The organism is Nocardia ninae NBRC 108245 (genome assembly GCF_007990755.1).
In the GTDB taxonomy this organism is placed as follows: Bacteria; Actinomycetota; Actinomycetes; order Mycobacteriales; family Mycobacteriaceae; genus Nocardia; species Nocardia ninae.
This window is the reverse complement of record NZ_BJXA01000002.1, coordinates 71,565-97,418: the sequence shown is the minus strand read 5'-3', so window position 1 is coordinate 97,418 and position 25,854 is coordinate 71,565. Positions and strand designations below refer to the sequence as shown.

Annotated in this window: 26 protein-coding genes; 10 read left to right on the top strand and 16 right to left on the bottom strand. The window is 65.7% G+C overall.

Annotated features, from left to right (window positions below):
- The first annotated feature begins 71 nt into the window (after positions 1 to 71).
- Together NN4_RS02520 and NN4_RS02515 are read left to right on the top strand one after the other, a co-directional pair.
- Positions 72 to 767 (top strand): response regulator transcription factor, encoded by a 696-nt coding sequence (locus tag NN4_RS02520; protein WP_147128304.1) that lies wholly within the window; start codon positions 72 to 74, stop codon positions 765 to 767.
- Between the two features lie 10 nt (positions 768 to 777).
- Positions 778 to 1,836, top strand: a complete 1,059-nt coding sequence (locus NN4_RS02515) for a sensor histidine kinase (protein WP_147128303.1) — start codon at positions 778 to 780, stop codon at positions 1,834 to 1,836.
- Between the two features lie 12 nt (positions 1,837 to 1,848).
- Here NN4_RS02515 and NN4_RS02510 read toward each other — a convergent pair whose 3' ends face one another.
- The 4 genes from NN4_RS02510 to NN4_RS02495 all read right to left on the bottom strand — a co-directional run bounded on the left by NN4_RS02510 (position 1,849) and on the right by NN4_RS02495 (position 5,208).
- Positions 1,849 to 3,300, bottom strand: coding sequence for a hypothetical protein (locus tag NN4_RS02510; protein ID WP_147128302.1), 1,452 nt, complete (start codon positions 3,298 to 3,300; stop codon positions 1,849 to 1,851).
- On the bottom strand, positions 3,297 to 3,920 hold the full coding sequence (locus NN4_RS02505) for a TetR/AcrR family transcriptional regulator (protein WP_147128301.1): 624 nt from the start codon (positions 3,918 to 3,920) through the stop codon (positions 3,297 to 3,299). Before NN4_RS02505 ends, NN4_RS02510 begins: the two co-directional genes overlap by 4 nt.
- A 176-nt stretch (positions 3,921 to 4,096) precedes the next feature.
- The gene (locus tag NN4_RS02500) at positions 4,097 to 4,744 is read right to left on the bottom strand and encodes a hypothetical protein (RefSeq protein WP_246180670.1); all 648 of its coding nucleotides are present in this window, start codon (positions 4,742 to 4,744) and stop codon (positions 4,097 to 4,099) included.
- Between the two features lie 95 nt (positions 4,745 to 4,839).
- Positions 4,840 to 5,208, bottom strand: a complete 369-nt coding sequence (locus tag NN4_RS02495) for a VOC family protein (RefSeq protein ID WP_147128299.1) — start codon at positions 5,206 to 5,208, stop codon at positions 4,840 to 4,842.
- A gap of 63 nt (positions 5,209 to 5,271) precedes the next feature.
- On the opposite strand from NN4_RS02495, the gene NN4_RS02490 reads away from it, so the two are divergent.
- Positions 5,272 to 5,724, top strand: coding sequence for a MarR family winged helix-turn-helix transcriptional regulator (locus NN4_RS02490; RefSeq protein WP_147128298.1), 453 nt, complete (start codon positions 5,272 to 5,274; stop codon positions 5,722 to 5,724).
- A 101-nt stretch (positions 5,725 to 5,825) separates the two neighbouring features.
- Here NN4_RS02490 and NN4_RS02485 read toward each other — a convergent pair whose 3' ends face one another.
- Complete coding sequence (locus NN4_RS02485) at positions 5,826 to 6,581, bottom strand: LGFP repeat-containing protein (RefSeq protein ID WP_147128297.1); 756 nt, start codon at positions 6,579 to 6,581, stop codon at positions 5,826 to 5,828.
- Positions 6,582 to 6,908: 327 nt separating this feature from the next.
- The gene (locus tag NN4_RS02480) at positions 6,909 to 8,345 is read right to left on the bottom strand and encodes an MFS transporter (protein ID WP_147128296.1); all 1,437 of its coding nucleotides are present in this window, start codon (positions 8,343 to 8,345) and stop codon (positions 6,909 to 6,911) included.
- Positions 8,346 to 8,488: 143 nt separating this feature from the next.
- On the opposite strand from NN4_RS02480, the gene NN4_RS02475 reads away from it, so the two are divergent.
- From NN4_RS02475 to NN4_RS02460, 4 genes are all read left to right on the top strand, one after another.
- Positions 8,489 to 9,172: a winged helix-turn-helix transcriptional regulator gene (locus tag NN4_RS02475; RefSeq protein ID WP_147128295.1), complete on the top strand. Its 684-nt coding sequence runs from the start codon at positions 8,489 to 8,491 to the stop codon at positions 9,170 to 9,172.
- 158 nt (positions 9,173 to 9,330) lie between these two features.
- On the top strand, positions 9,331 to 10,137 hold the full coding sequence (locus tag NN4_RS02470; protein WP_147128294.1) for an SDR family NAD(P)-dependent oxidoreductase: 807 nt from the start codon (positions 9,331 to 9,333) through the stop codon (positions 10,135 to 10,137).
- A 58-nt stretch (positions 10,138 to 10,195) separates the two neighbouring features.
- A complete protein-coding gene (locus tag NN4_RS02465; RefSeq protein WP_222594949.1) occupies positions 10,196 to 10,879 on the top strand; it encodes a DUF2306 domain-containing protein in 684 nt (227 codons plus the stop codon).
- Between the two features lie 152 nt (positions 10,880 to 11,031).
- Entirely contained in the window at positions 11,032 to 11,295 is a 264-nt protein-coding gene (locus tag NN4_RS02460) for a hypothetical protein (RefSeq protein WP_147128292.1), read from the top strand.
- 14 nt (positions 11,296 to 11,309) lie between these two features.
- Here the strand turns inward: NN4_RS02460 and NN4_RS02455 are convergent, their stop codons facing one another.
- The 3 genes from NN4_RS02455 to NN4_RS02445 all read right to left on the bottom strand — a co-directional run bounded on the left by NN4_RS02455 (position 11,310) and on the right by NN4_RS02445 (position 13,225).
- On the bottom strand, positions 11,310 to 11,783 hold the full coding sequence (locus NN4_RS02455) for an MFS transporter (protein WP_147128291.1): 474 nt from the start codon (positions 11,781 to 11,783) through the stop codon (positions 11,310 to 11,312).
- A 131-nt stretch (positions 11,784 to 11,914) separates the two neighbouring features.
- Entirely contained in the window at positions 11,915 to 12,499 is a 585-nt protein-coding gene (locus tag NN4_RS02450; RefSeq protein WP_147128290.1) for a dihydrofolate reductase family protein, read from the bottom strand.
- 156 nt (positions 12,500 to 12,655) lie between these two features.
- A complete protein-coding gene (locus NN4_RS02445; RefSeq protein WP_246180669.1) occupies positions 12,656 to 13,225 on the bottom strand; it encodes a QsdR family transcriptional regulator in 570 nt (189 codons plus the stop codon).
- A 100-nt stretch (positions 13,226 to 13,325) separates the two neighbouring features.
- Between NN4_RS02445 and NN4_RS02440 the strand changes: the two genes are divergently transcribed.
- Complete coding sequence (locus NN4_RS02440) at positions 13,326 to 14,186, top strand: SGNH/GDSL hydrolase family protein (protein WP_147128289.1); 861 nt, start codon at positions 13,326 to 13,328, stop codon at positions 14,184 to 14,186.
- Positions 14,187 to 14,295: 109 nt separating this feature from the next.
- Complete coding sequence (locus tag NN4_RS02435; RefSeq protein WP_147128288.1) at positions 14,296 to 15,501, top strand: glycoside hydrolase family 76 protein; 1,206 nt, start codon at positions 14,296 to 14,298, stop codon at positions 15,499 to 15,501.
- A gap of 138 nt (positions 15,502 to 15,639) precedes the next feature.
- On the opposite strand, the gene NN4_RS02430 is transcribed toward NN4_RS02435, so the two are convergent.
- From NN4_RS02430 to NN4_RS02410, 5 genes are read right to left on the bottom strand one after another with little or no spacing between them, the layout of a single operon-like run.
- Positions 15,640 to 16,389: a P-loop NTPase gene (locus tag NN4_RS02430; RefSeq protein ID WP_147128287.1), complete on the bottom strand. Its 750-nt coding sequence runs from the start codon at positions 16,387 to 16,389 to the stop codon at positions 15,640 to 15,642.
- 58 nt (positions 16,390 to 16,447) lie between these two features.
- Positions 16,448 to 17,710 carry a YcaO-like family protein gene (locus NN4_RS02425; protein WP_186818224.1) on the bottom strand — a complete coding sequence of 421 codons (1,263 nt, stop codon included), beginning with the start codon at positions 17,708 to 17,710 and terminating at the stop codon, positions 16,448 to 16,450.
- A complete protein-coding gene (locus NN4_RS02420) occupies positions 17,707 to 18,021 on the bottom strand; it encodes a PqqD family protein (protein ID WP_147128285.1) in 315 nt (104 codons plus the stop codon). The genes NN4_RS02425 and NN4_RS02420 overlap by 4 nt, the downstream gene beginning before the upstream one ends.
- A gap of 10 nt (positions 18,022 to 18,031) precedes the next feature.
- The gene (locus NN4_RS02415; protein WP_147128284.1) at positions 18,032 to 19,963 is read right to left on the bottom strand and encodes a phenylacetate--CoA ligase family protein; all 1,932 of its coding nucleotides are present in this window, start codon (positions 19,961 to 19,963) and stop codon (positions 18,032 to 18,034) included.
- A complete protein-coding gene (locus NN4_RS02410; RefSeq protein ID WP_147128283.1) occupies positions 19,960 to 20,988 on the bottom strand; it encodes a SagB family peptide dehydrogenase in 1,029 nt (342 codons plus the stop codon). Before NN4_RS02410 ends, NN4_RS02415 begins: the two co-directional genes overlap by 4 nt.
- 740 nt (positions 20,989 to 21,728) lie before the next feature.
- Between NN4_RS02410 and NN4_RS02405 the strand changes: the two genes are divergently transcribed.
- Entirely contained in the window at positions 21,729 to 22,862 is a 1,134-nt protein-coding gene (locus tag NN4_RS02405) for a protein-L-isoaspartate O-methyltransferase family protein (protein ID WP_186818223.1), read from the top strand.
- A gap of 78 nt (positions 22,863 to 22,940) precedes the next feature.
- Here the strand turns inward: NN4_RS02405 and NN4_RS02400 are convergent, their stop codons facing one another.
- Both NN4_RS02400 and NN4_RS02395 read right to left on the bottom strand, forming a co-directional pair.
- Positions 22,941 to 24,485 (bottom strand): GMC oxidoreductase, encoded by a 1,545-nt coding sequence (locus tag NN4_RS02400; protein WP_147128281.1) that lies wholly within the window; start codon positions 24,483 to 24,485, stop codon positions 22,941 to 22,943.
- Positions 24,486 to 24,572: 87 nt separating this feature from the next.
- A complete protein-coding gene (locus NN4_RS02395) occupies positions 24,573 to 25,472 on the bottom strand; it encodes an acetoacetate decarboxylase family protein (protein WP_135231527.1) in 900 nt (299 codons plus the stop codon).
- Positions 25,473 to 25,854 lie beyond the last annotated feature (382 nt).

The window sequence follows — 25,854 nt, the reverse complement described above, 5'->3', positions numbered from 1 at the left end:
TGGTGTTGCCGGCCCGTATGGGATTTTCGATACGCCGGCGATATTGCCCGACTGGGAGAATCGAGAACCTAATGCGCGTATTGATCGTCGAGGACGAACCCCTGCTGGCATCGGCCATCCGCGATGGCCTGCGGCTCGAGGCGATCGCCGCGGACATCGCCGGTGACGGCGACACCGCGCTGGAGCTGCTGAACATCAACGCCTACGACATCGCCGTCCTCGACCGCGACATCCCCGGCCCCTCCGGCGACGAGATCGCCGAACGCATCGTCGGCTCCGGCAGCGGCATGCCGATCCTGATGCTCACCGCGGCCGACCGGCTCGACGACAAGGCGACCGGTTTCGCGCTCGGCGCCGACGACTACCTCACCAAACCCTTCGACCTGCGCGAACTCGTACTCCGGCTCAGAGCACTCGACCGCAGGCGCGCCCACAACCGACCACCCGTGCGGGAGCTCGCGGGCCTGCGGTTGGATCCGTTCCGCCGGGAGGTTTTCCGCGACGGCCGCTACGTCGCGCTGACCAGGAAACAATTCGCGGTGCTCGAAGTCCTCGTCGCTGCCGAGGGCGGGGTCGTCAGCGCCGAGGAGCTGCTGGAACGGGCGTGGGACGAGAACGCGGACCCGTTCACCAACGCCGTGCGCATCACGGTCTCGGCGCTGCGCAAACGCCTCGGCGAACCCTGGATCATCGCCACCGTGGCCGGCGTCGGATACCGCATCGACGTCCAGCCGGACATCGGGCATGCAGCGGGTGTCCGTGGATAGAGCACCGGGTTTGAGCGTCCAGCTCAAGCTCACCCTCAGCTACGCCGGGTTCCTCATGCTCGCAGGCACCTTGGTGCTCGCGGCCGGGTTGGTCTTCTACCTCTACTTCATGCCCGACGGCTGGCTCGACACCACCGGCAACTTCTGGATCAACCGCTCCGTCCTGCTGCGCGCCTTCGCTCCGTTCATGGCCTTGGTGCTGGCCTTCCTGCTGATCTTCGGCCTCCTGGGCGGGTGGCTGCTCGCCGGCCGCATGCTCGCCCCGCTGACCCGCATCACCGAGGCCACCCGCACGGCCGCGGATGGCACACTCTCCCACCGGATCCGGCTGCCGGGCCGCCGAGACGAGTTCCGCGAACTCGCCGACGTCTTCGACACCATGCTCGCGCGGCTCGAAGCGCACGTCGCCGAACAACAGCGATTCGCCGCCAATGCCTCGCATGAACTGCGCACCCCGCTCGCGATCATCCAAACCCTGCTCGACGTAGCCCGCAATGATCCGAATCGCGACACCGGCGAGCTGCTGGCCCTGCTGCACGCGGTCAACACCCGAGCGATCAACCTCACCGAAGCATTGCTGGTGCTCAGTCGCGCCGATCAGCGGTCCTTCGCCCGCGAAGAGGTCGATCTATCCCTCCTCGCGGAAGAAGCGACCGAAACACTGCTTCCCCTCGCGGAAAAGCACGGCGTCATCCTGGAGACCTCCGGCGATATGGCCAGCGCCTTCGGCTCCCCCGCCCTCCTGTTGCAGCTGACGACGAACCTGGTGCACAACGCGATCGTCCACAATCTGCCCGAGCAGGGCATCGTGTGGGTCACCACCAGTACTCACCCCGAGTCCGCGGTGCTCACTGTCGAGAACACCGGCGAAAAGCTCACTCCCCACGCGGTTTCCACGCTGGTCGAGCCGTTTCAGCGCGGCACCCAACGCATCCGCACCGACCATGCGGGAGTCGGCCTCGGCCTGGCAATCGTCAAAAGCATCACCAGAGCACATGGTGGAACCCTCACCCTCACTCCTCGCCAGGCCGGCGGTCTCTGCGTCACGGTGCGACTACCCACGCAGTAGTGCGTTATGGGTTCAGTAGGAAACGACAGAGGTCGCATAGGCCTCGAGTACTGCGGTGTTGTCCGCCAAGGTCGTTCGATGCCCGTCGGCACCGACCTGTTCGAAGTCGGCTCCCCCGCGTACCTCGGGGACGGCCACGGTGACCGGTTCGTCGGTCTTGTTGACCAGGAGGAGTTTGCGGCGGCCGGTGGCGGTGACGAATGCTTGGGCGTGAATGCGGGGGTCCGGGAACACGCCAGTTGTGGTGGCTGCCAGCGCATCTCCTTCAGCGAAGTGCCGTAGTAGCAGTGCCAGCGCGTGGTAGCGGGCGTTCGGGGCGCCGGTTTCCCAGTCGAGGAGGCTGACGCCGGGGATCATGCCGGGATAGTCCATGAACTCGGCGATGCCGACCAGGTCGATACCGAGTTCGACGAGCTTGCACCACAGGTACGACTGGACCGAGGCGCTCAACGCCCAGTACGTGTCGGGGATTTCGGGTGCCGGATTCATCACGTCGGCCGGGTAGGTGCCCAATTCGTTGATGAATGTCGCGGTATCGGGCGCTAGGCGCCGGCGGATGGAGTCGATGAAGCGGACCTGGTCGAGGAAGGCGTCGGCTTGGGCGAAGAAGATGTCGCGCCAGTGCGCACTGGGCGCGTTTCCTTCTGGCCCAAAGGGATTGGCGATCTCGGGTTGAGCATAGAAGTGATAGGAGAACGCGTCGATCCGGACGCCGTCGGCGTGGTTGGCGGAATCGAGGAAATGCCAGAAGTATTCGGGCTGGTGGTGGACGTGGCTGAGGGAGAGTCCGATGAATTTCATGTCCGGGTCCAGCGGGGCCAGGCGCGTGACGACGGCGTCGTAGAGCTTGGTGTAGGTCTCCGGCGAGAGCCGGTGGCCGATATCGGGTTCGCAGAGCACCTCCCAGTAGGCGAAGCGGTAGCGGTGGCCCGACTCGCGCCGTCGGCCCAGCTCGTCGGTGAAACCACCTGCGATGTACCAGCTGGCGAGCCGGTAGAAGTAATCGGCGACTTCAGCACACGTGGGGTCGCGCAGCTCGGAGCCCTGCTCGTAGTGCCAGTGGATTTCGTCGGGATCCTCGGCAATTGCCACGGGCTCCGGTGTGACGAACATCCAGGTGGGGATCGTGGCGAAATTCGCCACGATCGGCCTGCCCTCCGAGGCCGCGACGAAGTCTTCCACGAAGGGGTCTAGCAGCTCGAAGTTCCACGACGTTTCGGTGGCGGTCGGTGGGGCGAGCTCGGCAACCGCGACCCGCGGGTGGCTGAACCACGGCAAGAAGCGCGCGAAATCGACTCGCAGCTCGCGCAGGGCGTCGAAGGCTTTGTCGTGGATCGGGGATTCGCGGCGCAGCGGTGGCGCCGTCCACAGGTGGGTGGTGAGGGTCGTCCGGGACGTACCGATCGTCTCTTCCCAATTCACCTGCACCGTGGCGGGCGGTGCCACGGGATTGATGGTGGTCATTCAGGGCTTCCTTCTTCTGGCGTGCGCGCGAGGCCGAGGGCAGGCAGGATCGCCTGGTCGACAATCGCGGCAAGAGTGTGCGCATCGGGCAGGTTCCCGGTGTCGATCTGGTGTTTGATCACGAGGGCTTCGCCGATGTCGACGACGACCGGGGTGACCAGCCGTGCGTCGATGTCACCGCGTTCGGCGTAGTGCTCGATGACGGTGCGGGTGAATCGGTTGCCGTGGGTGTCGAATACTCGGGTGTAGAGGGCTTCGACGAGTTCGGGCCGCCGCTGCCGCTCGGCGAGGATCGCCGCGACGGCGGAGGCGTTGGGTCCGGCGAGCCAGCCGACCAGCTGTTCGAGCGAGCGCAGCAGATCCACGCGCAAGCCACCGCCGTCGAGGTCGACCGTCTCGACGGGATGGGCGTGGTCGAGTGCGTCGAGCAGGAGCTCCTCGATCGAGGGCCAATGCCGGTAGATCGAGGTCTTCGCCACCCCCGCTCGGCGGGAGATCCCTTCGATCGAGAGCCGCCCCAGTCCTGTCTCGGCTACTTCGGCGATCACCGCTGTCCGGCAAGCATTCAGGACATCGGCGAGGGAACGGCGGCGTCCGGGTTGCTCTTCGGTCTCGGGCATACCGCAGACTTTAGCTACGGATCCGTAGCTCCGCAACCGTAGCTATTTGGCTGTAGCTAGTGAAGGTTTTGGTCGCCCGGGCCCCCGTGCCATGATGGTGCGAAATGCCGAAAGCCGAAATCCCTGGCCTACAAGGGATTTCGGCTTTCGGTGATTGGTTGCGGCAGAACCGCGGGTCAAGCGTGCCCGCCACCCAGTCCCGGCTTGTGCAGTTGCGGCTGGGTGCCGAACGCGGGTCGTTCGGTCGTGTCCACCGGTTCCGGCCGCTCGACTATGGCGCCCCGGGTGTCCGTTCGAGCCGCGGTCTTGGCATCGACCTCGCGTCGCGCAAAGGCGATATCGCGTGCGCTGCGTACGGACAGCCGGCCCAGCGAGGTCGCGGCGAAGAACAGGATCAGCGCGCCGAGGCCGTAGAAGAAGGTCAGTTGCAGGACAGCGCGTTTCAGGTCGGAGGTCGCGACCGGATCGCCGAGTGCGCCGATGTTCAGCAGGTCCGTCAAGAACGGTCCGATGATGAACCACAGGCCCGCCGCCGCGGCCAGCCAACCACCGAAGCCGGCGACGAGACGGTTGCGACTCGCCAGCATCAGCAAACCGCCTACGATCGCGGTGATGCCGGGAAGCACCTCGAGCCAGCCACGCGCCGAGGTCCACACCCAGGCATCATCCGGCGTGAACGCGAAATCGAAGTACGGTCCGAGGAACGGGATCAGCGCACCCCAGACGCCCAGGAGTAAGACCGCGAGCCCGCCGAGGGCTCCCCGGCTACGCGGAATTCTGAGCGCCGGACCGCGGTCTGCGGAAACTTTCTCATCGACGTTCATCAGAGCCTCCATTCGTCGAAGTAGCTGCTAGTACCGCCTACCCTCGACGCGCAGACATATGCACACGATGCATAAATAGCTCGGCCTTCGACCCGTCAGGCGCGATCGTGCAGCGTGATCTGGTAGCCGTCGGGGTCGGCGAAGGTGAATGTCCGGCCGAAGGGGCCGTCTATCGGCGCGGAGACGATGGGGTGGCCGTCGGCGACGAGAGCATCGTGAATGTCTTGGACGTCGGTGGCGTGCAGCCAGATCGCGGCACCGATACCGGGCCGGGCAACGGACTCGAGGTCAGTGCCGGGAATGACCTCGCGGAGCGCGAAGGCGATCGGCTTCGTCTCGAAGACGACGGCGTGCGGCGGTCCGGCCTGCGAGCGGACGAGGCCGAGGTACTGCTCGTAGAACGCCTGTGAAGTGTCGAGGTCGCGCGCTTGTAGCGAGATGAAGTCGGGGCCGGTGGCGGGCATGGTGTTACTCCTTCTTTTCGTGTCAGTCTTCTGACACGGATCAATGTATGTCAGAATACTGACATGAGTCAAGACGGCGTCGACCTGAACAAATCACTGGGCTATCTGATGAAAGAGGCGTCGAGCGCGCTGCGCGCAGCCATGGAGGAGGCGCTGCGGCCGCTCGGGATGAGCGTGACGCACTACTCCTGCCTCGAGCTGCTGGCGCAACGACCGGGCCTGTCGAACTCCGAGCTCGCGCGGGGCGCGTTCGTGACGCGGCAGTCGATGAATGTGCTGCTCCAGGCCCTGGAACGCGAAGGCCACGTGACCAGGCCCGCACAGGCACCCGTCGGGAAGGTGCTTCCCACGCGGCTCACGCCCCGCGGCCGACGGAAGCTCGAGAAGGCGAGTGCAGCCGTCCGGTCCGTCGAGCTCAGAATGCTGGCCGGGCTGACCGAGTCCGAGCAGGCCGCCGCGTTCCGGATCCTGCGGAGGATGATCCATTCCCTGCGCGATGGCGACGACGGTGCTTAGCTGCGCTCGAAGCACGGCAACCCACGTGTCGGGTCAGTCCCGGCGAAAACCCTTGGCGCGCAGTGACGATGCGGCGGTCCGCGGCCAACGCTCCGACTCGATCAACGGGGACGCCACTCGATACGCCCACCCTGGAAGTCCTGGGCGCGGCCGTCGTTGTAGTCGTATTCGTCGCTGATCGGGTAGCCGTAGCGGCCGTTCTCCCAGTTCTGGCTCGCCCAGATGTCTCTGATCGGCCCGGCTACCACGCGGGCGCCGGTGTCGATGGACCAGTAGATGGAGCCGCCCTCGAAATGCTGTCCGGCGCCGTTGTTCTTGGCGCGGAACTCGTCGATGACCGGGAAGCCGAGTCTGCCGTCCTCCCAGGACAGGGTGGCCCACTTGTCGCGGATCGCTCCCCAGGTGTTGTGCGCGCCGGTCGCTCGGGACCAGTGGATCGTGCCGCCCTCGAAGTGGCCGAAACGACCGGGTTTACGAGTTGGCAGCTCTCTGCTGGTGGGATAGCGCAACGCGCCGTTCTCCCAGCCGAGTTCGCCCCATTTGGCGCGAATCGCACCGCCGATCTGATTGGCGTGACCGCCGGAAACCAGCGGATGCCAATAGATCGAGCTGTCCTTCTCGAACGCTTGCCAACGACCGCCGCGTGCGGCATCGGACTCCGGGTTGATCGCGTTGCCGAAGAAGACGAAACCGCCGGCCTCGTCGTATTCGACTCGGATCGCCCCGTAGATCGGGTATGGCTGCGCGACGGCCTGGGGTGCGGCGAGGGTGCTGAGCGCCGCGAGAACGATGGCGGCTCGGACGACTCGGGCGGCTCGGCGCCACCCGTGCTGCTGATTTCGCGGATCGGGTGACATAGCCCCTCCTTGCGCGCGCCGTATATGGCAGCCATTTTACTTGCGGCCGAGCGTCTTCGACAGTGCCGAAGCCCCCACTCGACTGTTGGGTCGCACGGCGAAAACTGCCGATGGACGGAATGCCCGGCCGCTCGACGGAAGTCGGCCCGGCGCGGCGCGATCTCGCTTCCGCCACCGCAGCGGTTCGGTTCGGTTCGCGCAGTGCGTAATTCGCAAGGGAGTAATGCGATGAGGGTAGAAATCAACAGCTTTCGCGCGGACAACCATAGCGTTCGGCTTCCGCCCGGCTAACCGCATTTCGGTGCGGCCGACCTCCGACGAGCATGGTCACATGGGTGCGTCGTTGCTGCGAGTGTTGTAGGTACGCAGGCCGATCACCGCCGCGACGAGGATGGCGATGCCGCTGGCCAGCAAAGCACGACTGAACCCCGAGGCCAGCGCCTCCGGCGGCGGCGTACCGGTAGCCAGTAGATCGGCGGTATACGAGGTCGCCACCGTGGTCAGCACCGCCAGACCGAACGCGCCACCGAGTTGCTGGGAACTGTTCAACAACGACGCCGCCAACCCCGACTTGTCCGCCGGCACTCCAGCATTGGCCGCGTTGGTGACCGACACCATGACGAAGCCGAGACCCACCGACATCACCATCATGCCGGGCAGCAGATCGGTCATGTAGTCACCGTCGACCGGCAAACCCGACAACAAGAACACACCGATCGAGGCGACCACCGACCCACCCACGATCAACGGCCGCGTCCCCACCAACGGAATCAACTTCGTCGCGACCAGCGCGCCGACCCCGATACCCATCGTGACCGGCAGATACACGATCCCGGTCCGCAGCGCCGAATACCCGAGCACGTTCTGCATATAGAGGCTAAGGAAAAAGAACATCGACATGAACCCCGCGATCGCGATCAACTGCGTCGCATCAGCCGCCGCGAGCCCACGAACCCGGAAAATCGACAACGGCATCAACGGATTCCGGCTGCGATGCTCGTTCACCACGAACGCCACCAACAACAGCACCGCACCCGCGAACAGAGAGATCGTGCTCAACGAGTCCCACCCCGCATGCGGCGCCTCAACGATGGCGTACACCAGCAACAGCATGCCCCCGGTCCCCAGAACCGCACCCGGCAAATCGAAACTCGCCCGCGAGGCACTGCGCCGATCATCAGGCAACAACCCATAGATCGCGACCAGCAGCAATACACAGATGATCGGGTTGATCAAAAGCACCGAACGCCAACCGAAATACTCGGTCAGCACCCCACCGAGCAATACCCCGCTCGCCGAAGCCGCCCCGATCATGCCACCCCAGACCCCCAGAGCCCGATGTCGATCCGAACCCTCCTTGAACGAGGTCGTCACCAGCGACAACGCCGCAGGCATCATCAACGCAGCACCCGCGCCCTGCACAATACGAGCACCGACCAGCTGTTCGGCGGTGGTAGCGAACCCGCCGACCAGGGACGCCAGGGCAAACACCACCACACCGGCGACGAGCACCCGCCGACGCCCGACCAAATCCGCCGCGCGCCCACCCAACAACATGAAACCGCCGTAGGTCAGCAGATAACCAGTGGCGACCCACTGCAAGCCCTGCTCGGAGAAGCCGAGCTGATGCTGCATCGACGGCAACGCCACATTCACGATCACCGCATCCATGAAATCCAGGAAACCGATCGAACACAGCAGCGCCAGAACCAACTTGCCGCGCCTGGGCGACAGAACAGACGAATTTTCCACCGCGCGTGTCATCACAAGGTGCTCTTTCTCAGAGGAAAGTTCTTCGAATCAGGTGTCCCCGGTACCGATTTCAGCCAGACACCACGATGGCCGGTCAGCTGATGCGGATCTCCTCTGCGCGAGGTCCCTCCTTGCAGTTGATATAATCAACCGTGATGGATGAAGTCAAGCACGAAGCCAAGAGTGCCCGTTCCTACGGGCAGTTCTGCGCCCTCGCGCGCGCCCTCGACATCGTGGGCGAGCGCTGGACCTTGCTGATCGTGCGCGAGTTGCTCCCCGGCCCGATGCGCTACACGGAGCTGAAGAACTCACTCGCGGGGATCGCGACCAACCTCCTGGCAGAGCGGCTACGGACGCTGGAGTCGAACGGCATCGTGCAGCGGCAACTCGGCGACTCGGGAGTTCTCTACGCCTTGACGCCGTGGGGTGCGAGCCTCCGAGAGCCCATGGAGGCGCTCGGCAGATGGGGCGCGCCACTGCTGATGACAGGGCGCAACGACGATTCGTTCCAGCCGCGCTGGCTGGCACTCGCCCTGCCCGCCCTGCTGCGCGGAATCACTGCGACTCCGCCGGTGGAGCTGGGCATCGACACGGACGGATTCCGCATGGTCCTGCGCATCGACGAGGACGGGCCCAGCGCGACCGCCTCGCCCGGCCAGCAGCCGGATACGGTCTTCACCGCCGCGCCGGAGGTCGTCGTCGGGCTCGCGGCAGGCGGGCTCACGATCGACCAGGCCCTCGCCGTGGGAAATCTCCAGGGGGACAAGCGAATCCTCAGCAGGATATTTCCGCCGGGACGGGCGACCGCCGTCACCGGGGCGTCGGCGACGGATGACTGACGGCTCTCGCGATTCGCGAGAAATCAGCCGAGCAGCGTAGACAGCGCTGTCACATTGCATCGAAAAACTTACAGGTGTTAGCTCTTGCCTCGATTCGACTTACAGGCGTAGCCTTACGGGCGTTATCCAACTGAGTCGGACGAATAGAGGCAGGTCACGTGAGCAAGGTGTGGTTGATTACCGGGGTGTCGAGAGGACTGGGGCGGGAGTGGGCCTGTGCCGCGCTGGAACGGGGCGATCGGGTGGCCGGCACCGCTCGCGACATCGCCGCATTGGCCGATCTGGCCGCCGCATTCCCGGAAACGTTCCTGCCGTTGTCGTTGGAAGTGACCGACCGGGCCGCTGATTTCGCCGCGGTCGACCAGGTCGCGCGGTATTTCGGGCGGCTCGACGTAGTCCTGAACAATGCCGGGTTCATGCAGTTCGGCATGGTCGAAGAGCTCACCGAGCACCAGATCCGGGCGGAGTTGGAGACCAATCTCCTTGGCTCGCTGTGGGTTACCCAGGCAGCGCTGCCGATGCTGCGGGCGCAGGGCAGCGGCCACATCATCCAGGTTTCCAGCCTCTGGGGGATTGTGGCATCGCCGAATGTCGGAGCATACAACGCGTCGAAGTGGGCGTTGGAGGGGTTGTCGCAGTCCTTGGCCGCCGAGGTCGCCGGCTTCGGCATTCACGTCACCCTGCTCGAACCCGCCACCTACGACACCGGATTCACGTTGGCGACATTCGCTACCGAGAATCCGGCGTACGACCCAGTTCGCGCCGACCCCGATTACGCGGCGCAGCGCTTCGGCATCCCCAGCGCGACCCGCGATGCCATCCTTGCCCTGGTCGACGCCGAGAAGCCGCCGCTGCGCCTGCTGCTGGGAGACGGAGCGCTGCGGATCGTGACCGAGGAATACGAGTCCCGGCTTGCCACATGGAACGAGTGGCAGACGGTTTCTATTGCAGCGCAGGGCAACTGACACCGGCGGACTACTGCATTTCTCTCGGAGTATTGGAGATTCACCTATGTCCGCAGTCGTGTCACAGACTGTCCGCCGGCGCTGGTGGTGGTTCCTGTGGAGCTTGCTGGCCGTGCTGGCGATCTATATCGCGGTCTTCTTCGTAACGCCGTACCTGACCGGTGGTTCGACCGTGCCGATCGACAGAACCATCCCGGGGTATTACGTGAGCTTGGTGGTGCATGCGGCCCCGGCCGGTTTGGCATTGCTCATCGGACCGTGGCAGTTCTTGCCGCAGTTGCGAACTCGATTTCCACAGTGGCACCGAATGGCAGGCCGGGTGTATCTGATGTCGGTCGTGGCCGCCGCGGCCGCAGCGTCGTACGCCGCGGCAGTGACGCCGAGCGGCTTCCCGTTGCAGGTCGCCTTTTACCTGCTGGTGGTCGCGTGGTTGTACTCGGCCGCACAGGCCTATCGCACGATCCGACGTAGAGAGGTGCAGTTGCACCGGATCTGGATGATCCGCAACTACGCACTCACCTTCGCCGCCGTGACGCTACGTCTCTACCTGCTGACCGGTACGCAGTTGGCGAAGATCATTCCGTCGCTCGAGTACCGAGATATCTACACCGCCAGCACGTGGGCGTCACTCCTCGGCAACGTGCTTGTTGCCGAGTACTTCATTGTCCAGCGCACGCTGGCTCCGTTGATCCGCCGCAGCAACACGACGCTCACCGAGCTGCCGCAGCCGGTGAACCGCTGATCACTCGCCGTACCGTATGCCGAACCGTTGCCGGCATCGAATCGAGCCGTCGCCAACCCCGGCGTGCCGCTACGTAACATGTTGTTCCCCATCGCGATTCATCCCACAGGCGAGGGCAGGACTGTGGGATGGACAAAAGTGGACTATCGCCGATGCGGCGCTTATGGCAGCGATGGCAACTGACGCGAGCGCGGTGCACCGAACTCACCTCGCAGCGACCACTCGAGCTGTTGCGGCCGCTGATCGGTGCGGCGGCGGCGCTCGCACTGACCATCGGCGGAATCGTCATCGCACTCGAGCACACCGGTTACAGCACCCCGGTCAAGCACACTGAATGCACCCGATTGTGGGTGGAGGGCAGCACGCTGCCGGAGTGCCCGATCATGCTGCTGGTACGCGTAAGACTCCTGACCTGACCACTGGCGTCCGATCAGCTCACCGTCGGGGTTTCGATGACGAGGAGAGCCACTCCGGCCGCGCTGAGTATGCCGCCGAGCACCGGTATCGGACGAGATCCGAACCTGTTGAGCAGTACGCCACCGGTCATGCCCGCGAGCAGGTTCCCCGCGGCGCTCGGCAGCAGCATCAGGCCCGCACCCAATGCCGTTGTGGTGATACCGGATTCCCTCGGCGTCTGCGCGAGGCTGCTGATGGCGATGAATGATCCGTACAAGCCGCGCAGATCGCCCAACCTGCCGAACAACGGTGTCCCCACCGCCGCCGCCAGCAGATTCGCCGTCATCACCCAACTGACCGCAGAGGCGGATACGCCGAATTCGCCCGCCAGAGCGGGCAACATCGGCATGACGGCAGTCTGCGCCATCGGTGCCACGAGCATCGCCAGCAGCAGCACAGCCAGCAGCAGGCGCGACCGTCGTACCGGCGCGATGACAGTTCCGGTCATCGCAATGGCGTCGCCGCCTGATGGCGCTGCCCCGCGCACAGCGACTTCCTCAGCTCAGCCACCAACATGGAGAGATCAACAGCAGCAGCCACTTTCGCGCCATCGGTCATTGCCCGCATGGGATCATCGAATCAGATATGCAACGTGGGCCGGTAGATAAGCTCTTGAGTGCGCCCATCGAGCGTTCGAGTCTCGAGCAACTCGAGATCGAAGTCGGCCGCACCCTGGAAAATCGGGTCCGTTCCCGTCCGACCGGTGATCACCGGAAAGACCGTCACGTGCACGCGGTCGACCAGGCCGGCGGCCATCAGCGCCCGGTTCATCGACAAACTGCCGTGTGAGCGCAACGGCACCGTGGATTCCTCCTTGAGCCGGGCGACCACGTCGACCGCATCACCACTGACCACCGTCGCGTCCGGCCGGCCGAGCGGCCCTTCGAGCGTGCGTGACACCACCGTGGTCGGCAGGTTCCACATCCGAGTGACCCACGGGTCGAACACCTCGGAGTCCGCCGAACTCGTGGCCAGCATTTCCACGAATTGCCGATAGGTGTTGGCGCCGAACACCATTCGCTGCTCCGCGCCATACACTGCAAGGCGATGTTCGAGCAGCTCAGGACCTTGCTTGCCCCAATAGCCGCCCCAGTCGCCGTCGCCGCTGCAAGAGCCGAAGCCGTCGAGGCTGGTGAAGACGTCGAAGGTGTAGGTGGCGGCCATGTGGTTCTCCTAGAGTTCGATTGTCGGATGTACCCATACAGACCGGAGACCTCGGCGAAACTCATCGCTGCTGAACTCCCGACTTCGAGTCCGCCCAGTGTGCATACTGAATCCGGCAGTGCCACAACGCATCCGTTGACCGACCGACTACCGAACTTATTCGAGTAGTCGCCGAATGACCGCCGCCGCGGCATCGATGTCGTCGGGTTCGCCGGTGATCAGTTCACGGAAGTAGAACGACTCGCCGATCCGCACGATGGCGTAGGCGAGGGTGTGGGCGTCGATGTCGTCGGGCTCGCCGACTTCCTCGCGGATGACTTGCGCGATGGAGGCCACGAACCGTCGTTGGATGACACCGTCGCGTGAGGTCAGGACCTTTAATGCGGTGTCGGTGTGCTGCGCGACGAAGGTCCGCATCGCCGGGTAGCCGGCGGCCAAATACAGACTGCGCCGGACTATCTCGGCGACTCCGGCCGCGCCTTGCCCACCGCACTCCCGCCGGATGTCCTCGAATCCCGCGGTAGCGATCACCCAGATGACTTCGCCGAGTATGCGGGTGCGGTCGCCGTAGCGCCGATACAACGTGGACCGGCCGATACCGGCCGCGGCGGCCAGCGCCCTGGCGTCGATCCAGCCGTCTCGCAGGAACATTTCCACGGCGGCGCGCAGTACCGCATCGACCGAGGTCAACTGGGGAATTGGGGACTCTGGCGGTCGAGAGGTCATCGATCCTAGTGTGACATGGGACACCATTGGATGAGTGTCCCAGTCCGGCCGATCGCACGGGCCGACAACACTTCGCACTGAAATGCACAGGAGAATTTCGATGTACAAGCGACCGACTTTCACGGCCATCCTGACTACCCTCGTCGCGGGCACCGTTGCGGCGCCGGTCGTTTCGGCGGCGCCCCCGCCCACCTACCCGTCCTACGTCGCGCTCGGTGATTCCTACACCGCCGGCGCGTTTCTCCCCGTGGTCGAGCCTCGCTGCGGCCGGGCCGATCGCAACTATCCCCGCTTGGTCGCCGCTGCGATCAAGCCCGGATCCTTCACCGATGTCAGTTGTATCGGCGCGACCACCAAGGCCATGACCGACACCCAATCACCCACCGGCAATCCGCCGCAGTTCGAGGCGCTGAAGCGGGACACCGCACTGGTCACCGTCGGCATCGGCGGGAACGATGTGCCTGCGTTCGAGGCCGTCTTCAATTGTGCGGTGCGGGGCGCGTCGGTGCCGCACGGCTCCCCGTGCAAGGACTTCTACACCAGAAACGGCGTCGACACGCTGGCCGAGCAGGTCCGCGCGGTCGGCCCCAAAGTCGGCGCGGTGCTGGACGGCGTCCACCGGCGTTCGCCGAAGGCCCAGGTGCTGCTGGTCGGCTATCCGGTGCAGCTGCCCGAAACCGGCAACGGCTGCTGGCCGATCGTCCCGATCTCCGACGGCGACGTGCCGTTCCTGCGGGAGAAGACCAAACTGCTCAACCAAGTCCTCCGCGAGCAGGCAACCAGCCACGGCGCCACCTTTGTGGACACCTACACCAGCAGCATCGGCCACGACATGTGCCAGGCGCCGGGCACGAAATGGCTCGAAGGACCCGTCCCCACCGACTTGGCCGCCCCCATTCACCCGAACGAGCTCGGCGCCCAGGACCAGGCCCGGCAGATCATCGCCACGCTGCGCCGGTAGTCCACCGGCGAGCGGTCGACGCCGCGCCGTGCCGATAGTTCCGAGATAGCATCTAAGTGCACGGTTTCGGCTCAAACTGCTCGTTGTTCAAAAGAGGGAGTCCGCGCGAATGGATCGCCGGAACACGGGGATCAGCCGACGCCGAGTACTGATGGCGGCAGGGGCCTCGATCGCGCTCACCCCCATGGCGCAACCGACGGCGGCGGTGACGATCACGCGGGCGGCGTCCGCCGGGCCCGAGGACCCCGCGCAGCGGGCGGACCTGGCGGAACAGGCGCTGGTGCAGCGGCACGTGCGCACGGTCTGGGGCCAGCCACAGGTGCGGCTCGGCGCGCTCGTCTGGCCGTCGTCGCTGCTGGACGAGTCGTTCGTGAAGTGGTGTTACTGGTGGCAGGCCCACCTGGTCGACTGCGCGGTGGATGCCGCGTACCGCGCCCGCACCCCCGAACGCGTCGCCCGAGTGGCTGCTCTTGCCCGCGGTATCCGGACCCGCAACCTCACCGGCTGGACCAACCGGTACTACGACGATATGGCGTGGCTGGTGCTGGCGCTCGAACGCGCGGAGCGATTGCTCGGCGTCCGGTTCGGCGACGCGGTCGGCGACTTGACCGCCGAGTTGATCGATGGCTGGAACCCGGATGTCGGTGCGGTGCCCTGGCGGTCCGGCGACAAGTACTACAACACTCCCGCGATCGGTCCGACCGGTCTCGCGATGGCCCGGTTGGGTGAGCTGCCGCGGGCCCGGCAACTGGCCGACTTCCTGCACACCCGCCTGCTCGACACCGACACCGGCCTGATCCTCGACGGCGTCCACGAGCCCGGCGGACGAGTAGAGCGCACGGTCCTCACCTACAACCAGGGTGTGACCATCGGGCTGGAAACCGAACTGGCAGTGCGCACTCGGGAATCGGAGCATCGCGAGCGCGCGGCTGCCCTCGTGGCCGCCGCCGCGGGCGGGCTCACCCACGCCGGGGTCATCGCCCCGGCCGGCGGGGACGACTCCGGGTTGTTCATGGGCATCCTCGCCAGATTTCTCGCGGAAGCCGCACTGGCACTGGGCGATAGCACCGCCGCGAAGATCGTGCACGCTTCCGCGCGGGCGGCTTGGGAACACCGCGCCGAGGTGGACGGGCTACCGCTGTTCGGCGTGGACTGGGGCCGACCGGTCACGGTACCCGAGCATTCGGGAGTCTTTCCCCAGCTGATGCATTCGTCCGCCGCTTCGTCGGCGAATTTCAGCCGCGACCTCTCGGTACAGCTGAGCGGGTGGATGTTGCTCGAAGCGGATTACCAGCTCACCGCTGCGGGGCGCTGAGCCGCTGCGAACACGGCCGCCCACCGAGACAGCGAACGTCTCGGCGCCGCCGGGGATCCGGCATTATCCGGTGAACGAACGCCGTCCGAATCATGGCAGGGTTACCGCCCGCGCTGAAATGCCAACGGGGACTGGCGATCAGTCGTCGCGACCAAGGTAGTCGCGAACGACGGTGGTGACCGGTGCGAGGTCCGCGATGGTCGGTAGGCTGCCCGGCCGGTAGGGCAGACTGGCGAGCTTGCTGACGCCGCGGTGCCAGATGGTGCGATCGGCCGGTGTCGGCGGATGCAGTTCGATCTGGTGCGTGCAGTCGGGACAGCTGAGGTACGCCATATTCTCGACACCGCCGAGCACTGGCACTTTCAAATGGTTCAGCACGGTGGTGAGTCGATGGCTGTCGAGGTGCGACACCTCGGCGGGTGTGACGACAAGGATGACGGCGAGGCGCCCGGCGATCCGCAGCGCGTGTCCGACGCCGGTGGTTGCGGGTGGCAGGTCGACGATCAGAATCTCGCGGCGCTTCCAGCGAGTACGGGTGATCAGCCGGGCGAGCAGCATGTCGGCGATGCCCTCGCCCGCGGTGAAGGCTTGCGTGCCCGCCATCATGAATCCGGCGGAGACGATCTCGATACCGTCGACCTCGATCGGTTCGAGATCGGTCCGGTGGGGGCCGAAGTCGGCGACGCGCAGCGATGCGGTCGGGACATCGCGGCGTAAGCCGACCATCCGGGGAATGTCGGGGCCGGAGAGGTCGGCGTCGACCAGGCCGACGCGGACACCACCCTCGGTGAGGGCTCGCGCCAAGGCCAATGCGACGCTGGATTTACCGACACCGCCTTTTCCGCTCGCTATCGCGACGATGGGGGTCGCCGAGATCGGTGAGGTCACGCGTGCACGCTACCGGCCCGGTCGGTCGGGAGCGTTCGAAGGTATGGACGCCAGATGTTCACGGGTAGGGGTGGGGTCGATAGGGGCCTGGTGCTGCGGCCGTGGTCAGGGCCGGTGCGGGCAGGCAGGCGCAGCTCTCCCGGACTTCCATGTGCGGGAGTCGGGTGGCCCGTACGCGAACGACTGCCGGTCCGTCGACTGTTCCGCCGGCGAGTTCCACTGCTACCACTCGGGATCCGGCGTCGGTGAGCCGTCCGGCCAGTTGGGCGTCGTCCTCGGTGGGCTGCTCGATCACTTCGTCGGTGGGCGGACCGACCAGGGTGTCGAGTTCGGCGAAGCGTCGGGGGTGACAGTAGTAGGTGAGATGGTCTTGGAAGCTGGTCAGAGTGTCGGTGGTGTGGCCCTGCTGGAGGCTGGCGAGGAGCCGGACCTGGAGGGCTTCGGCGAGGGCGTGCCGCAGGCGTTCGGCAGGGTCTGGATGAGCGCTCAATCCGACTCCGAAGGCAGGGATTTCCGTGTGCCGGGTCAGCGCGATCACCACGCCGGTGCCTGCGGCGGACCGAGCTTGCAGCAGTTGCGTGTGCCAGCCCAGCATTTTGTCGGTGGCCAGGAAATCGGTGTGGTCGACTATCGCAGCGCCGGTGAGCAGTTCGAATGGGCGGTGGGTCTGCCAGTAATCCATGACGGTTGCCCGCTCGAGCAGTTCGTAGAGGGCGTGGACGGCGGCCTGCCGGTAGCTCGACCCGGCCGCGAGTCCGACGGTGGTGACCTCGCCGAGGCGTTCCGCCGGGGCGGGCGCGCCGAGGCCGATCAGTGACTCGGGCACCCAGATGGGGTCACCGTCCGGGTAACAGCGGGCCTGCGTCCAGGTCAGGGGTCGGTCGGCGGTGAAACGTGGATATGGCCAGCGATCCGGAAAGACCGGTGTGCCAAGGTAATCGGCGACCGAAAACGCATCCTCCGGCGCGAAGCTCGCGGCTGTTGCGTGCTTGGGGGCGGGATCGATCCATGCTCGGCCGAGATGGCGTTCGACCAGTTCGCCGACGCATGAGGTGGCTGCGGCGTCGGGATCGACCGCGCAGCCTGCGACTTGCATGGGTGGTTGGTTCGGCCCGAGGTCGGACTGGCCGAGTAGGAGGACATGGCCGTGCAGTTCGGGGCGACTGTGGAAGTACCGGATATCGATCTCGGCGGGTGGTTGCCAGATCGAACTCCACTGGGTGAAGGCGGCATTCAGTGCCGGCTCGACTCTGGCCAGCTGGTCGGGGCTGCCGAAGACGCGCAGGCGCAGGAGTTCCTCGGTGCGCTGCCCCTCACTCACGCCGTCTCCCTCGGAGTCTCGACTGATGGCGGGTTCGAGGTGTCGGGGCGCAGCAGGCCGCGCTCGGTCCACTCCTGCAAGGTGTCGGCGATGTCGGTGCGGATCCGGTCGGGAACTCCGGCGTATCGGCGGGCGCATTCGTCGGCCAACTCCGTTGCCGAACGGGGTTGGTCGAGCAGTCGCCAGAGGGTGGCCGCGCTTCCCTCCAGCACCAGGTAGGCGCCGTTGAGTGGGGCGAGCAGGATGCGGTCGCCCAGGTCCTGGGCCGTGATCGTCGGGTCGGGCAGGTATCGGGTGCTGCTCGTCGTCATGGTCGTGATCTCACTTTCGGAGTCGATGAGATACCTTGCCGCGCAACCGGAGTAGGAGGTTCGTGGCGCGGAAAATGAGTCGCTGGGCGATCGTGGCGGTGAGTACGACAGGCAGCGGCCTACGCCGTTGCTGGGACGAAATCAGCCAGCGGTCTGCAGCGGCGACGATTCGACCGGTCCGTTGGGTGAGGCCGCCGGTGAGGGCCACGGTGGTCGGGCCGGCGCGGTACGTGGTCGTTGCCGCGGTCACGGTGCCGAGTACGGAGTCCAGCGGCACCCAGAACGCGGAGAAAGGGTTGTGCCGATCGTAATTGTCCGCGCACTGCAGTATTTCAGGGGTGCCATCGCGGATACGCCAGTCGGCGACCCGGTGCGCGGCGAGAATGTCCTGCGGAAGCTCCACCAGCGCGATGGTGCCGACCGCGGTCGCCGGGTCCGGCTTGCCCCAGGCGACGGTGACTCGGGTGGCGGTGTCGAACAGCGGATACATGCTGCGGGAAGCATCCAGGATCGGGATGTCGGTGGTGGTCGCCGTTGCTTGATAGCGGTCGCGCAGCAGTCGCCGGGCGATGCTGCGCGCCGAACGGGCGACGGCGACAGCCGATTCCGGTGGTTCGTGCAAGGCGTGGATGCGGGGCGGCATCGAGGCCGTCGTGTCGGCGCGGTAAGGATGTCGCGGTGCCACCGCGAGTAAGCGACCGCCCGGGCGTGCCAGGTGAGCGAGCGACCCAGCCAAATATTGGGTGTGTACTGCCAGCTCGGGGAGTTCGGACCGCACCGCCTTCACCGCGCGTTCCGCCTGATCGTGCGGGTCCAGATGCACCACAGTTGTTGTCTCGTCGCGCTGTTCGAGCACGAACCCGTGCTCGGTGACCGTCGCGACCGCATCCAGGAGTTGCCCGGCCGGTACTCCTCCGATGGCGTGTTTACTATCCGGCAGGCGGCCGAGAACTTCCACCAGCGGCAGCATCCGCCCGCAGCCGCACGCCGACGGTGGCCGCAGTATTCCGGCGTCGCCGATCCGGTAGCGCAGCAACGGCATTGCGGTGTTGACCAGATCGGTGACCACCAGATGCCCGGCCTGGTGGTAGTCCTGCGGCGCCCCGTCGTCGTCGACGATTTCTACATACAGGTGGTCCGCGTTGACGTGCATTCCGCGGCACCCAGGGAACGAGAAAGCCAGCGGCACGCAGATTTCGGCGGCACAGTACATCTCGACCAGCGGCGGCGCCCCGGATGGCCAGTCGCGCGCGTGTTCTGGTCGCAGCACTTCGAAAGTCGATGCCACCGCAGTGATGTCGCCCCAATTGGTCACGCGTTTCGCCACTGTCGGCAGCATGTCCGGGCTGACGAGGAGCAACTCCCCCGCTGAACGGCCGCTGTCGAGCCGGTCGAGCACAGCATCGAGGCCTTCTTCGCGGTAGCCGACTCGGGGGTCGCGCACCGTGGTGTTGTCGCGCCCTTGTCCCGCCCATGGTGTCGCGCAGGTCAATTCGAATACCCACGGCAGGCCGAGCTCGTGGTACCAGCGGCGCTCGCAGATCGCGCGACGATGCAGCGATGTGCGGGGGCGAACCACATGGCTGGCCGCGCCGTTGGTGCCGGAGGTGAACGTGACATCGACGTCCTGCGCGGGTATCGCCGTATTGACGAGGTGGGCGGCGTTCGCGCGCAGCGTGTTTCGGGGCAGCACGGCGAGCCGGGGCAACTCGTGCGCGTGGGTGAGTTCGGCCAGCGCGGCGTCGCCGAAGGCGCGCGGATAGTAGGCCGTGTGCCGTGCGGCAGCCACCACCTCGGCCAGTAGGGCGTCGCGATGTTCGCGAACCGCGCCGGCGTCCCATTGCCTGCGCAACGCTCGGCCGGCTTCCTGGCTGCTGACGGCGCGGATGCGCGGACCGGCCAACCAGCGTGCCGCGAGGCGGCCGTAGCGGTGGGCGGTCACGGCTGGTCCCGGGTGGTCAGCAGCTCGGACAGCGGGTCCTGGTAGCGGTCGTCGCGTGGGGTGCCGAGCAGGAACCCGCCGACATGGCACTCGATCAGCGGGTCCAAGCCGAGCATGCGCGCGTTGACGAACTCGTTGCCGCCGTTGAGTACGCAACCACCGAGGCCGAGCGCCGTCGCGACCAGATACCACGTTTGATAGAGCGCGCCGAGATCCTGGTAAATGATGCTGAGCCCGTTGTTTTCGTATTTCCACATGGTCCGACCGGCCACCGCAGTCACCAGGAGTACCACTGCGGGATCGCCTTCGAGCAGGTCGCTTTGCTGCCGAAGCTGTTCGGGCATTCGGGCGAACCATTCGTCGACGTCGCTGTGCCTGCACAACACCGATTCGAAGGGGTCGTATCGATAGATGGCCGGTGCGAGATCGGTGACCCGGACCGGCCAGAGGTAGACCTCCAATGGATGCCTGCCGCCGCCGGACGGGGTCGGTCGCCAGTTGACCCCGCTGTCATACGATTCCGCGCTGTGCTGCACCGACAGCGACCTGCGCAGGAAGGCTCCCAGGGTCGCCAGGTCGAGGGGGTGGTCGGCGAATCGGCGGCACGAACGACGGTGCGACAGCACGTCTGCGAAGAATGCGGGATCGGTGTCGAGGGCGGTCTGCGGCAGCGTCACAACCTCGTCCCGCAGTGGTTTGCGCGGTGACGGCATTTCCTCGGCCTGCAGCGTCGGCCGTTTGCGGCCCGCGCTGCGCATCCGTTGGATCACCAGCTCGTGCGGGTCCCACCATGAGCGATCCGGCAGCCGGTCCGGGTCGATCAACAGTTCCGCGGCGATAAGGGCCAGCACCACGTCCAGGCTTGTTCCACCCGTTTCGGCCAGCTTGTCCGGAGTGGCGGGCACGCCGGCCGCGAGCAGGACCTGCCGTGCCGCTTCGCTCAACCGGTGCCGCCTGCCGCTGGTGCCTGCCACCGCGATCATGTCGGAATCCGACAGGTACACGGTGATATACGGGGAGCGCACTACGTATTTGGTTGGGTTCTCGCCCGAAGAAATGCTCAACAACTCCCCCGATGCCGGTTGTGAATCGTGCAGGCACGTGATGGACCCGGCCTGAATCGGCCGGGCCCGATCACAGAATTCAGCTCGCCAGGGCACGCTTGGCGACACGCCTCAGTTGAAGTCCGTGCACAGCGTGATCACGGCAAAGGCAACGTCCAGTTCCGCCATACTTTCGAGTTCGGCGACCGGCAGTTCCCGCACACGCGGCTTCTCCCACAGCATCTTTTCCATGATTGCGACCCTCCCTTCTGGTATCGAGCGAGCCGACCGGCGCAGTGCGAATCCCCAAAAGCGCAGAGCTCGAACATACTTCGATTACTCCCCGTGCCGGAGCTCCAGGCTGGTCGGCAGCTTCATCGTACTGGGGATAGATCTTGTGGGCAATGGTCGAAAGTGGTTGTCTACCAAGGGATAACCTACGGCAAACATTCATGTTGGCGAGTTGTTCTTTGCAAAATTCCAAGTGGAACTTGTGTACTGTGCTGCGTTGAGTGCTGTCCGGTGCAGCTTTCCTCGAACGGATATGCAAACGGCTACAGTGCAGCATATTTCGCGGTTTCGGCAGGTACGGTGAGATATCGACCGGGGACCCTTGCGAGACGAGCGCTGGGTTCGGAGCGTGAGCGTGGTGAGACGGTGTCGTGGCGGCTACCGTGACCTCACCGAAGACCGTTGCGGCAAGCATGGAAAGGGGTTGTGGCATGAACCGAGAGAGGTCGTCCGCGGCTGCGCGTGCGGGCATGGTTGCCGAGTTACAACGGACCGTCGCCGGGCTGCCCGACGCTATCGGCGCCGCACTGTCCGCGGTACCGCGCGAGGATTTCCTGCCCGCAGAGATCCCCGTCGAGCTCGCTTACGCGGACAAGCCGGTGACCTTGGCCGTCGGCGACGACGGGTTTCCCCTCAGCACCGCCAGCCAGCCGACGATGGTGGCTGCCATGCTCGAGCAACTGGCCGCCGAACCGGGCGATCGGATACTCGAGATCGGCACGGCCAGTGGCTATAACGCCGCACTGTTGCAACACCTCGTCGGCGCCGACGGCCGGGTATTCAGCGTCGAGATCGATCCGTCCCTCGCCGCCGCGGCCGAGACGCGTCTGCGAGAGCTCGGCTTACCGGTCGACGTGCACGTCGGCGACGGGTGGGACGGGCTGCCCGCCGCGGCCCCGTTCGACCGAATCATCGCCACCGTAGGCGTTTTCGACCTGTCACCACGCTGGCTCGACCAGCTCCGCGAAGGCGGCACCCTGGTCGCCCCGCTGTGGCTGCGCCCGGGGATCGAACTCTCGGTGCGGTTCAGCAAAACCGACGGCGTGCTCGTCGGCCGATCCGCAGTGCACTGCGCGTTCCTGCGCCTGCGCGGCGAGCACGCAGGCCCGGACAGCTACCGCAGCATCACCGACTCCCAATTCGCCACCTGCGAGGGGTTGTCCGCCGAACGCCTGGACACCCTTCGCACGCTCCTCGCAACCACGCCGACCACCGAACCAGTACCCACCCTGTCCGAACACTGGTTCGCCACCCTCGCCCTGCACGACCCCCGCGCAATCCAGGTCTTCACCCTCGCCGACCCGGTCGACATCGCCTTCGGCCTACTCGACGCGGACCAGCACAGCCTCGTACTGATCGGCGGCGACGGACTTCGCAGCTACGGCGGCCCTTCCGCGAGGGACGAGTTGATTATCGCGCTGGCACAGAGGCATCCGGTCGATCCAGCCCAGCTGACCATCACCGCCACCCCGATCGCTCACCCGGAGCCCCCGTCACCCGATTCGGAGTCGACCGTCACGATCGTCCGCCGCCATTTCCGGTACACCATCGAGGAAGGACGATGAAAGAGACTGCGGCAGAGGCGTTCCGACGAACTCGGCGGACGTCCCGACCTCGGCAGCGGCGCTGGGAACTGCGAGACGCTACCGGACGACGTCGGCGATCACTCGATCCATCACTCGTTCCGCGATTCCGGCGATCGTGAGTGACGGATTGGCGGCGGCGCAGTTGCCCGGGATCAGTGAGCCGTCGATGACGTACAGGTTCGGGTAGCCGATTACGCGTCCGTCGATATCCGTTGCTCGGCCGATCGGCACGCCGCCGAGCGGGTGCGCGGTGAGCGACATTCCGGGGACGAAAGGGGCTCCGCCCGCACGGGACAGTGCGCTGGCGGACACGCCGACCCGCTCGTGCACGCGGAGCGCGGCGGACAGGGAATCGCGCCAACTGTCCGGTGCGAACGACAGTGTCGGTTCGGAGCCTTGCATGGTCCAGGAGGCTCGGTTCTCCCAGTCCGCGGTGGTCGACAACTGGGCGAGAATCGGCGCTTCGCCGGGAGGTCCGGGGAGACCGATCGACTCGACGCGGATCGGCGGGTGGTCGGGTTCGTCGTCGACCAGGGCCGAGGTGACGATCGCGCTCGCTTGCGGGCCTGCGGCGGCCAACTCGTCGGCGACGCGCCAGGTCACTTGGTCGCCGTTGTCGCCGACCATCGTGCCGAGGTGCTCGTTGAGGTCGGGCAGTCCGCCGCGGGCCCGGGCCCGGAGCAGCAGACGTGTAGTTCCGATGGAACCGGCAGCGACGAATAGATGGTTACAGGTGTAGGTTTCGCTGCCGCCGGCCTCGTCGATCACCGCCACATCGACGACGAATTTGCCGTTCTCGTGCGCGATGTTCTGCACGTCCCGCAGCGGCAGCAGACTCCAGCTGGGGCGATCGGCGGCCCAGCGGAGGTAATTTCGGGTCACGGATTTCTTCGCGGAGTTCCTGTTCCAGGAGCACCCCGCCGTGTCGACGGTCCGCGACCCACCCGGGCGATCGAATACCTGTCGCACGATGTCCCAGTCGAACGTGGACCGCACCGGCTCGGTCACCATTCCCGCGCGCGTCAGCTGCGCGTCGGCCGACCGGACGTGCGCGAAGGGTGCGCTGCCGAGAAGGTCGGCGGGTGCCTGCGTCGCGTCCAAACGCGCGAGAGCCCGCGGCCAGTACACCGTTTCGAGTTCGTCGTAGCTCAGTGCCGCCGGAAAGATCTTCTCGAAATACCGGCGGACCGGCGGCACCGTGGCGCCCGCGTAGATGATGGACCCGCCGCCGACACATGCCGTGGTCGCGATCCCGACCGAGCCCGCGAGGTAGGGCTGCATCAGCCCTGATGTTCTGGTCACCTTCGGTTCCCACAACCAGCGGGGGTCGCGGTAGTCCAAGGCGGAGTCGAAGACGATCGCGTCGTCGCTCTGGCACCAGGCGCGGCCGCGCTCGAGGGTGAGGACATCGATGCCTGCCGTCGCCAGCCGATACGCCGCGATGGCCCCGCCGAAGCCGCTACCGATGACGATCGCGTCGTGGTGTGTTCGAGGCTGTGCCCGCGCCCGCGCCGGAAGCAGTAGTGGGGCACTCCATGTCGCGGCAGCAATCGCCGCCCCACGGGTCAGCAGGGTGCGGCGGGTCAACGATGATCGATGCATCGAGATTCGAGCCTCTCCTGAGACGTCACTCGGGCACGACTGATCAGGCGACGCACCGCTGCCGCCCGATCAGTCCTGCGGAATGTGCTAGTTCATACCGGGCTTGTCGAAACCCAGATGATCGAAAGTGATGTATCCGCCCGGATATACACCGCTCGGCAGCAACGCACGTAGTTCGTCACTGCCTTCTGTTTTCACGGTGATCAGGGCAACTTGCACCGATCCCGACATCCCACCGAGACGCAGACTGCGCATCTTCTTCGTGCCGCATGCGGGCGAGGGCTGTTCGAACGATATCTGCTCCGGCATCTGGATATAACCGAGGAATTCGGGGAGGGTCATATGGATATCGAAGAGCAGGGGCTTCGAGGACACCGACACCGACCAGCCTTCACCACTGGCGGTGAGCGTTTCCCCGATGCGCGGGGTGCCGACGAAGTCGGCCAGCGACTTCGGGAAGCCCCAGTTGTTGCGTCCGTTCTTCGCGGTCTCCGGGCTGTCCACCACCATGAACGGCGAGTGCGCGAACATGCCGGGGTTGCGCAGGCGGGCGTAGGAGAGCATCCCGGTGATCTCGTTGTAGGGACCGACGGGTGTGTTCGAATACCTGGTGGCGAAGCCATATTTCGCCAGCGGCAGCGCGCCGTCGGCGACTTCCTTCGGCAGCAGCGACGGCCCGCCCAACCGGGGCGCCATCGCCCAGATGACGAACCCGTCGGTCGAGCTCAGATCCCACGATCCCCCGACATCGGGTCCCTTGCGGATCTGCTGTCGCATCGAATCGGTGAGCCGCGCCTCCGGGATGGTGGAGGTTATCGATTCCCAAGCGTTCGTTTCACAATGATTCGGCGCGGCGACCGCGGCCGGACTCGTTGTGTTCATCGCGAAGCCGGCGAGTAAGACCGCGGCAATGACGTTTCCGATCCTACGATTCCGGCGCGGCGCATACCGGCGGCCCTGTTCACGCACCGTAGTGTTGCGAGTCACCCATACTCCTTTCCTTGGGTAACGAACGTAACAGTTTCTACAGTGTCATGCAGTGCCGAATTCCAATCGAGGCGGGATAATTAGCTCGGCGATTGATGGAGTGAAGCTGAGCTTAAATTCCACCACGTGAGGGGTCCGCAAGGAGAAGGCCGTATCCATGAAAACCACAGCCGCGCAGCGATAACTGCGTCATCAAGAGATTTGCCTGGACGGCGCCTACTACGCACCTGGGCCTCCACGACAGATCAGGCTGACGCAGGAGGTACCGCCGCGACCGGCGGCATGATCCCTTCCCCCTTCTATTTTATACACGATCCCGGGTCCTCATGAGACGCCGATTTGTAGTCCATAATCGCTCGCGATATGCGAAACCACCAGGTGA

Bases quoted from the DNA above. Each gene is read 5' to 3' on its own strand.
- NN4_RS02455 (WP_147128291.1), bottom strand. From the start codon at position 11,783: ATGACCGGAACTGTCATCGCGCCGGTACGACGGTCGCGCCTGCTGCTG.
- NN4_RS02460 (WP_147128292.1), top strand. From the start codon at position 11,032: ATGCGGCGCTTATGGCAGCGATGGCAACTGACGCGAGCGCGGTGCACC.
- NN4_RS02475 (WP_147128295.1), top strand. From the start codon at position 8,489: ATGGATGAAGTCAAGCACGAAGCCAAGAGTGCCCGTTCCTACGGGCAG.
- NN4_RS02490 (WP_147128298.1), top strand. From the start codon at position 5,272: ATGAGTCAAGACGGCGTCGACCTGAACAAATCACTGGGCTATCTGATG.
- NN4_RS02400 (WP_147128281.1), bottom strand. From the start codon at position 24,485: ATGCATCGATCATCGTTGACCCGCCGCACCCTGCTGACCCGTGGGGCG.
- NN4_RS02520 (WP_147128304.1), top strand. From the start codon at position 72: ATGCGCGTATTGATCGTCGAGGACGAACCCCTGCTGGCATCGGCCATC.
- NN4_RS02500 (WP_246180670.1), bottom strand. From the start codon at position 4,744: ATGAACGTCGATGAGAAAGTTTCCGCAGACCGCGGTCCGGCGCTCAGA.
- NN4_RS02435 (WP_147128288.1), top strand. From the start codon at position 14,296: ATGGATCGCCGGAACACGGGGATCAGCCGACGCCGAGTACTGATGGCG.
- NN4_RS02405 (WP_186818223.1), top strand. From the start codon at position 21,729: ATGAACCGAGAGAGGTCGTCCGCGGCTGCGCGTGCGGGCATGGTTGCC.
- NN4_RS02440 (WP_147128289.1), top strand. From the start codon at position 13,326: ATGTACAAGCGACCGACTTTCACGGCCATCCTGACTACCCTCGTCGCG.
- NN4_RS02495 (WP_147128299.1), bottom strand. From the start codon at position 5,208: ATGCCCGCCACCGGCCCCGACTTCATCTCGCTACAAGCGCGCGACCTC.
- NN4_RS02505 (WP_147128301.1), bottom strand. From the start codon at position 3,920: ATGCCCGAGACCGAAGAGCAACCCGGACGCCGCCGTTCCCTCGCCGAT.
- NN4_RS02480 (WP_147128296.1), bottom strand. From the start codon at position 8,345: ATGACACGCGCGGTGGAAAATTCGTCTGTTCTGTCGCCCAGGCGCGGC.
- NN4_RS02485 (WP_147128297.1), bottom strand. From the start codon at position 6,581: ATGTCACCCGATCCGCGAAATCAGCAGCACGGGTGGCGCCGAGCCGCC.
- NN4_RS02420 (WP_147128285.1), bottom strand. From the start codon at position 18,021: ATGACGACGAGCAGCACCCGATACCTGCCCGACCCGACGATCACGGCC.
- NN4_RS02510 (WP_147128302.1), bottom strand. From the start codon at position 3,300: ATGACCACCATCAATCCCGTGGCACCGCCCGCCACGGTGCAGGTGAAT.
- NN4_RS02445 (WP_246180669.1), bottom strand. From the start codon at position 13,225: ATGACCTCTCGACCGCCAGAGTCCCCAATTCCCCAGTTGACCTCGGTC.
- NN4_RS02450 (WP_147128290.1), bottom strand. From the start codon at position 12,499: ATGGCCGCCACCTACACCTTCGACGTCTTCACCAGCCTCGACGGCTTC.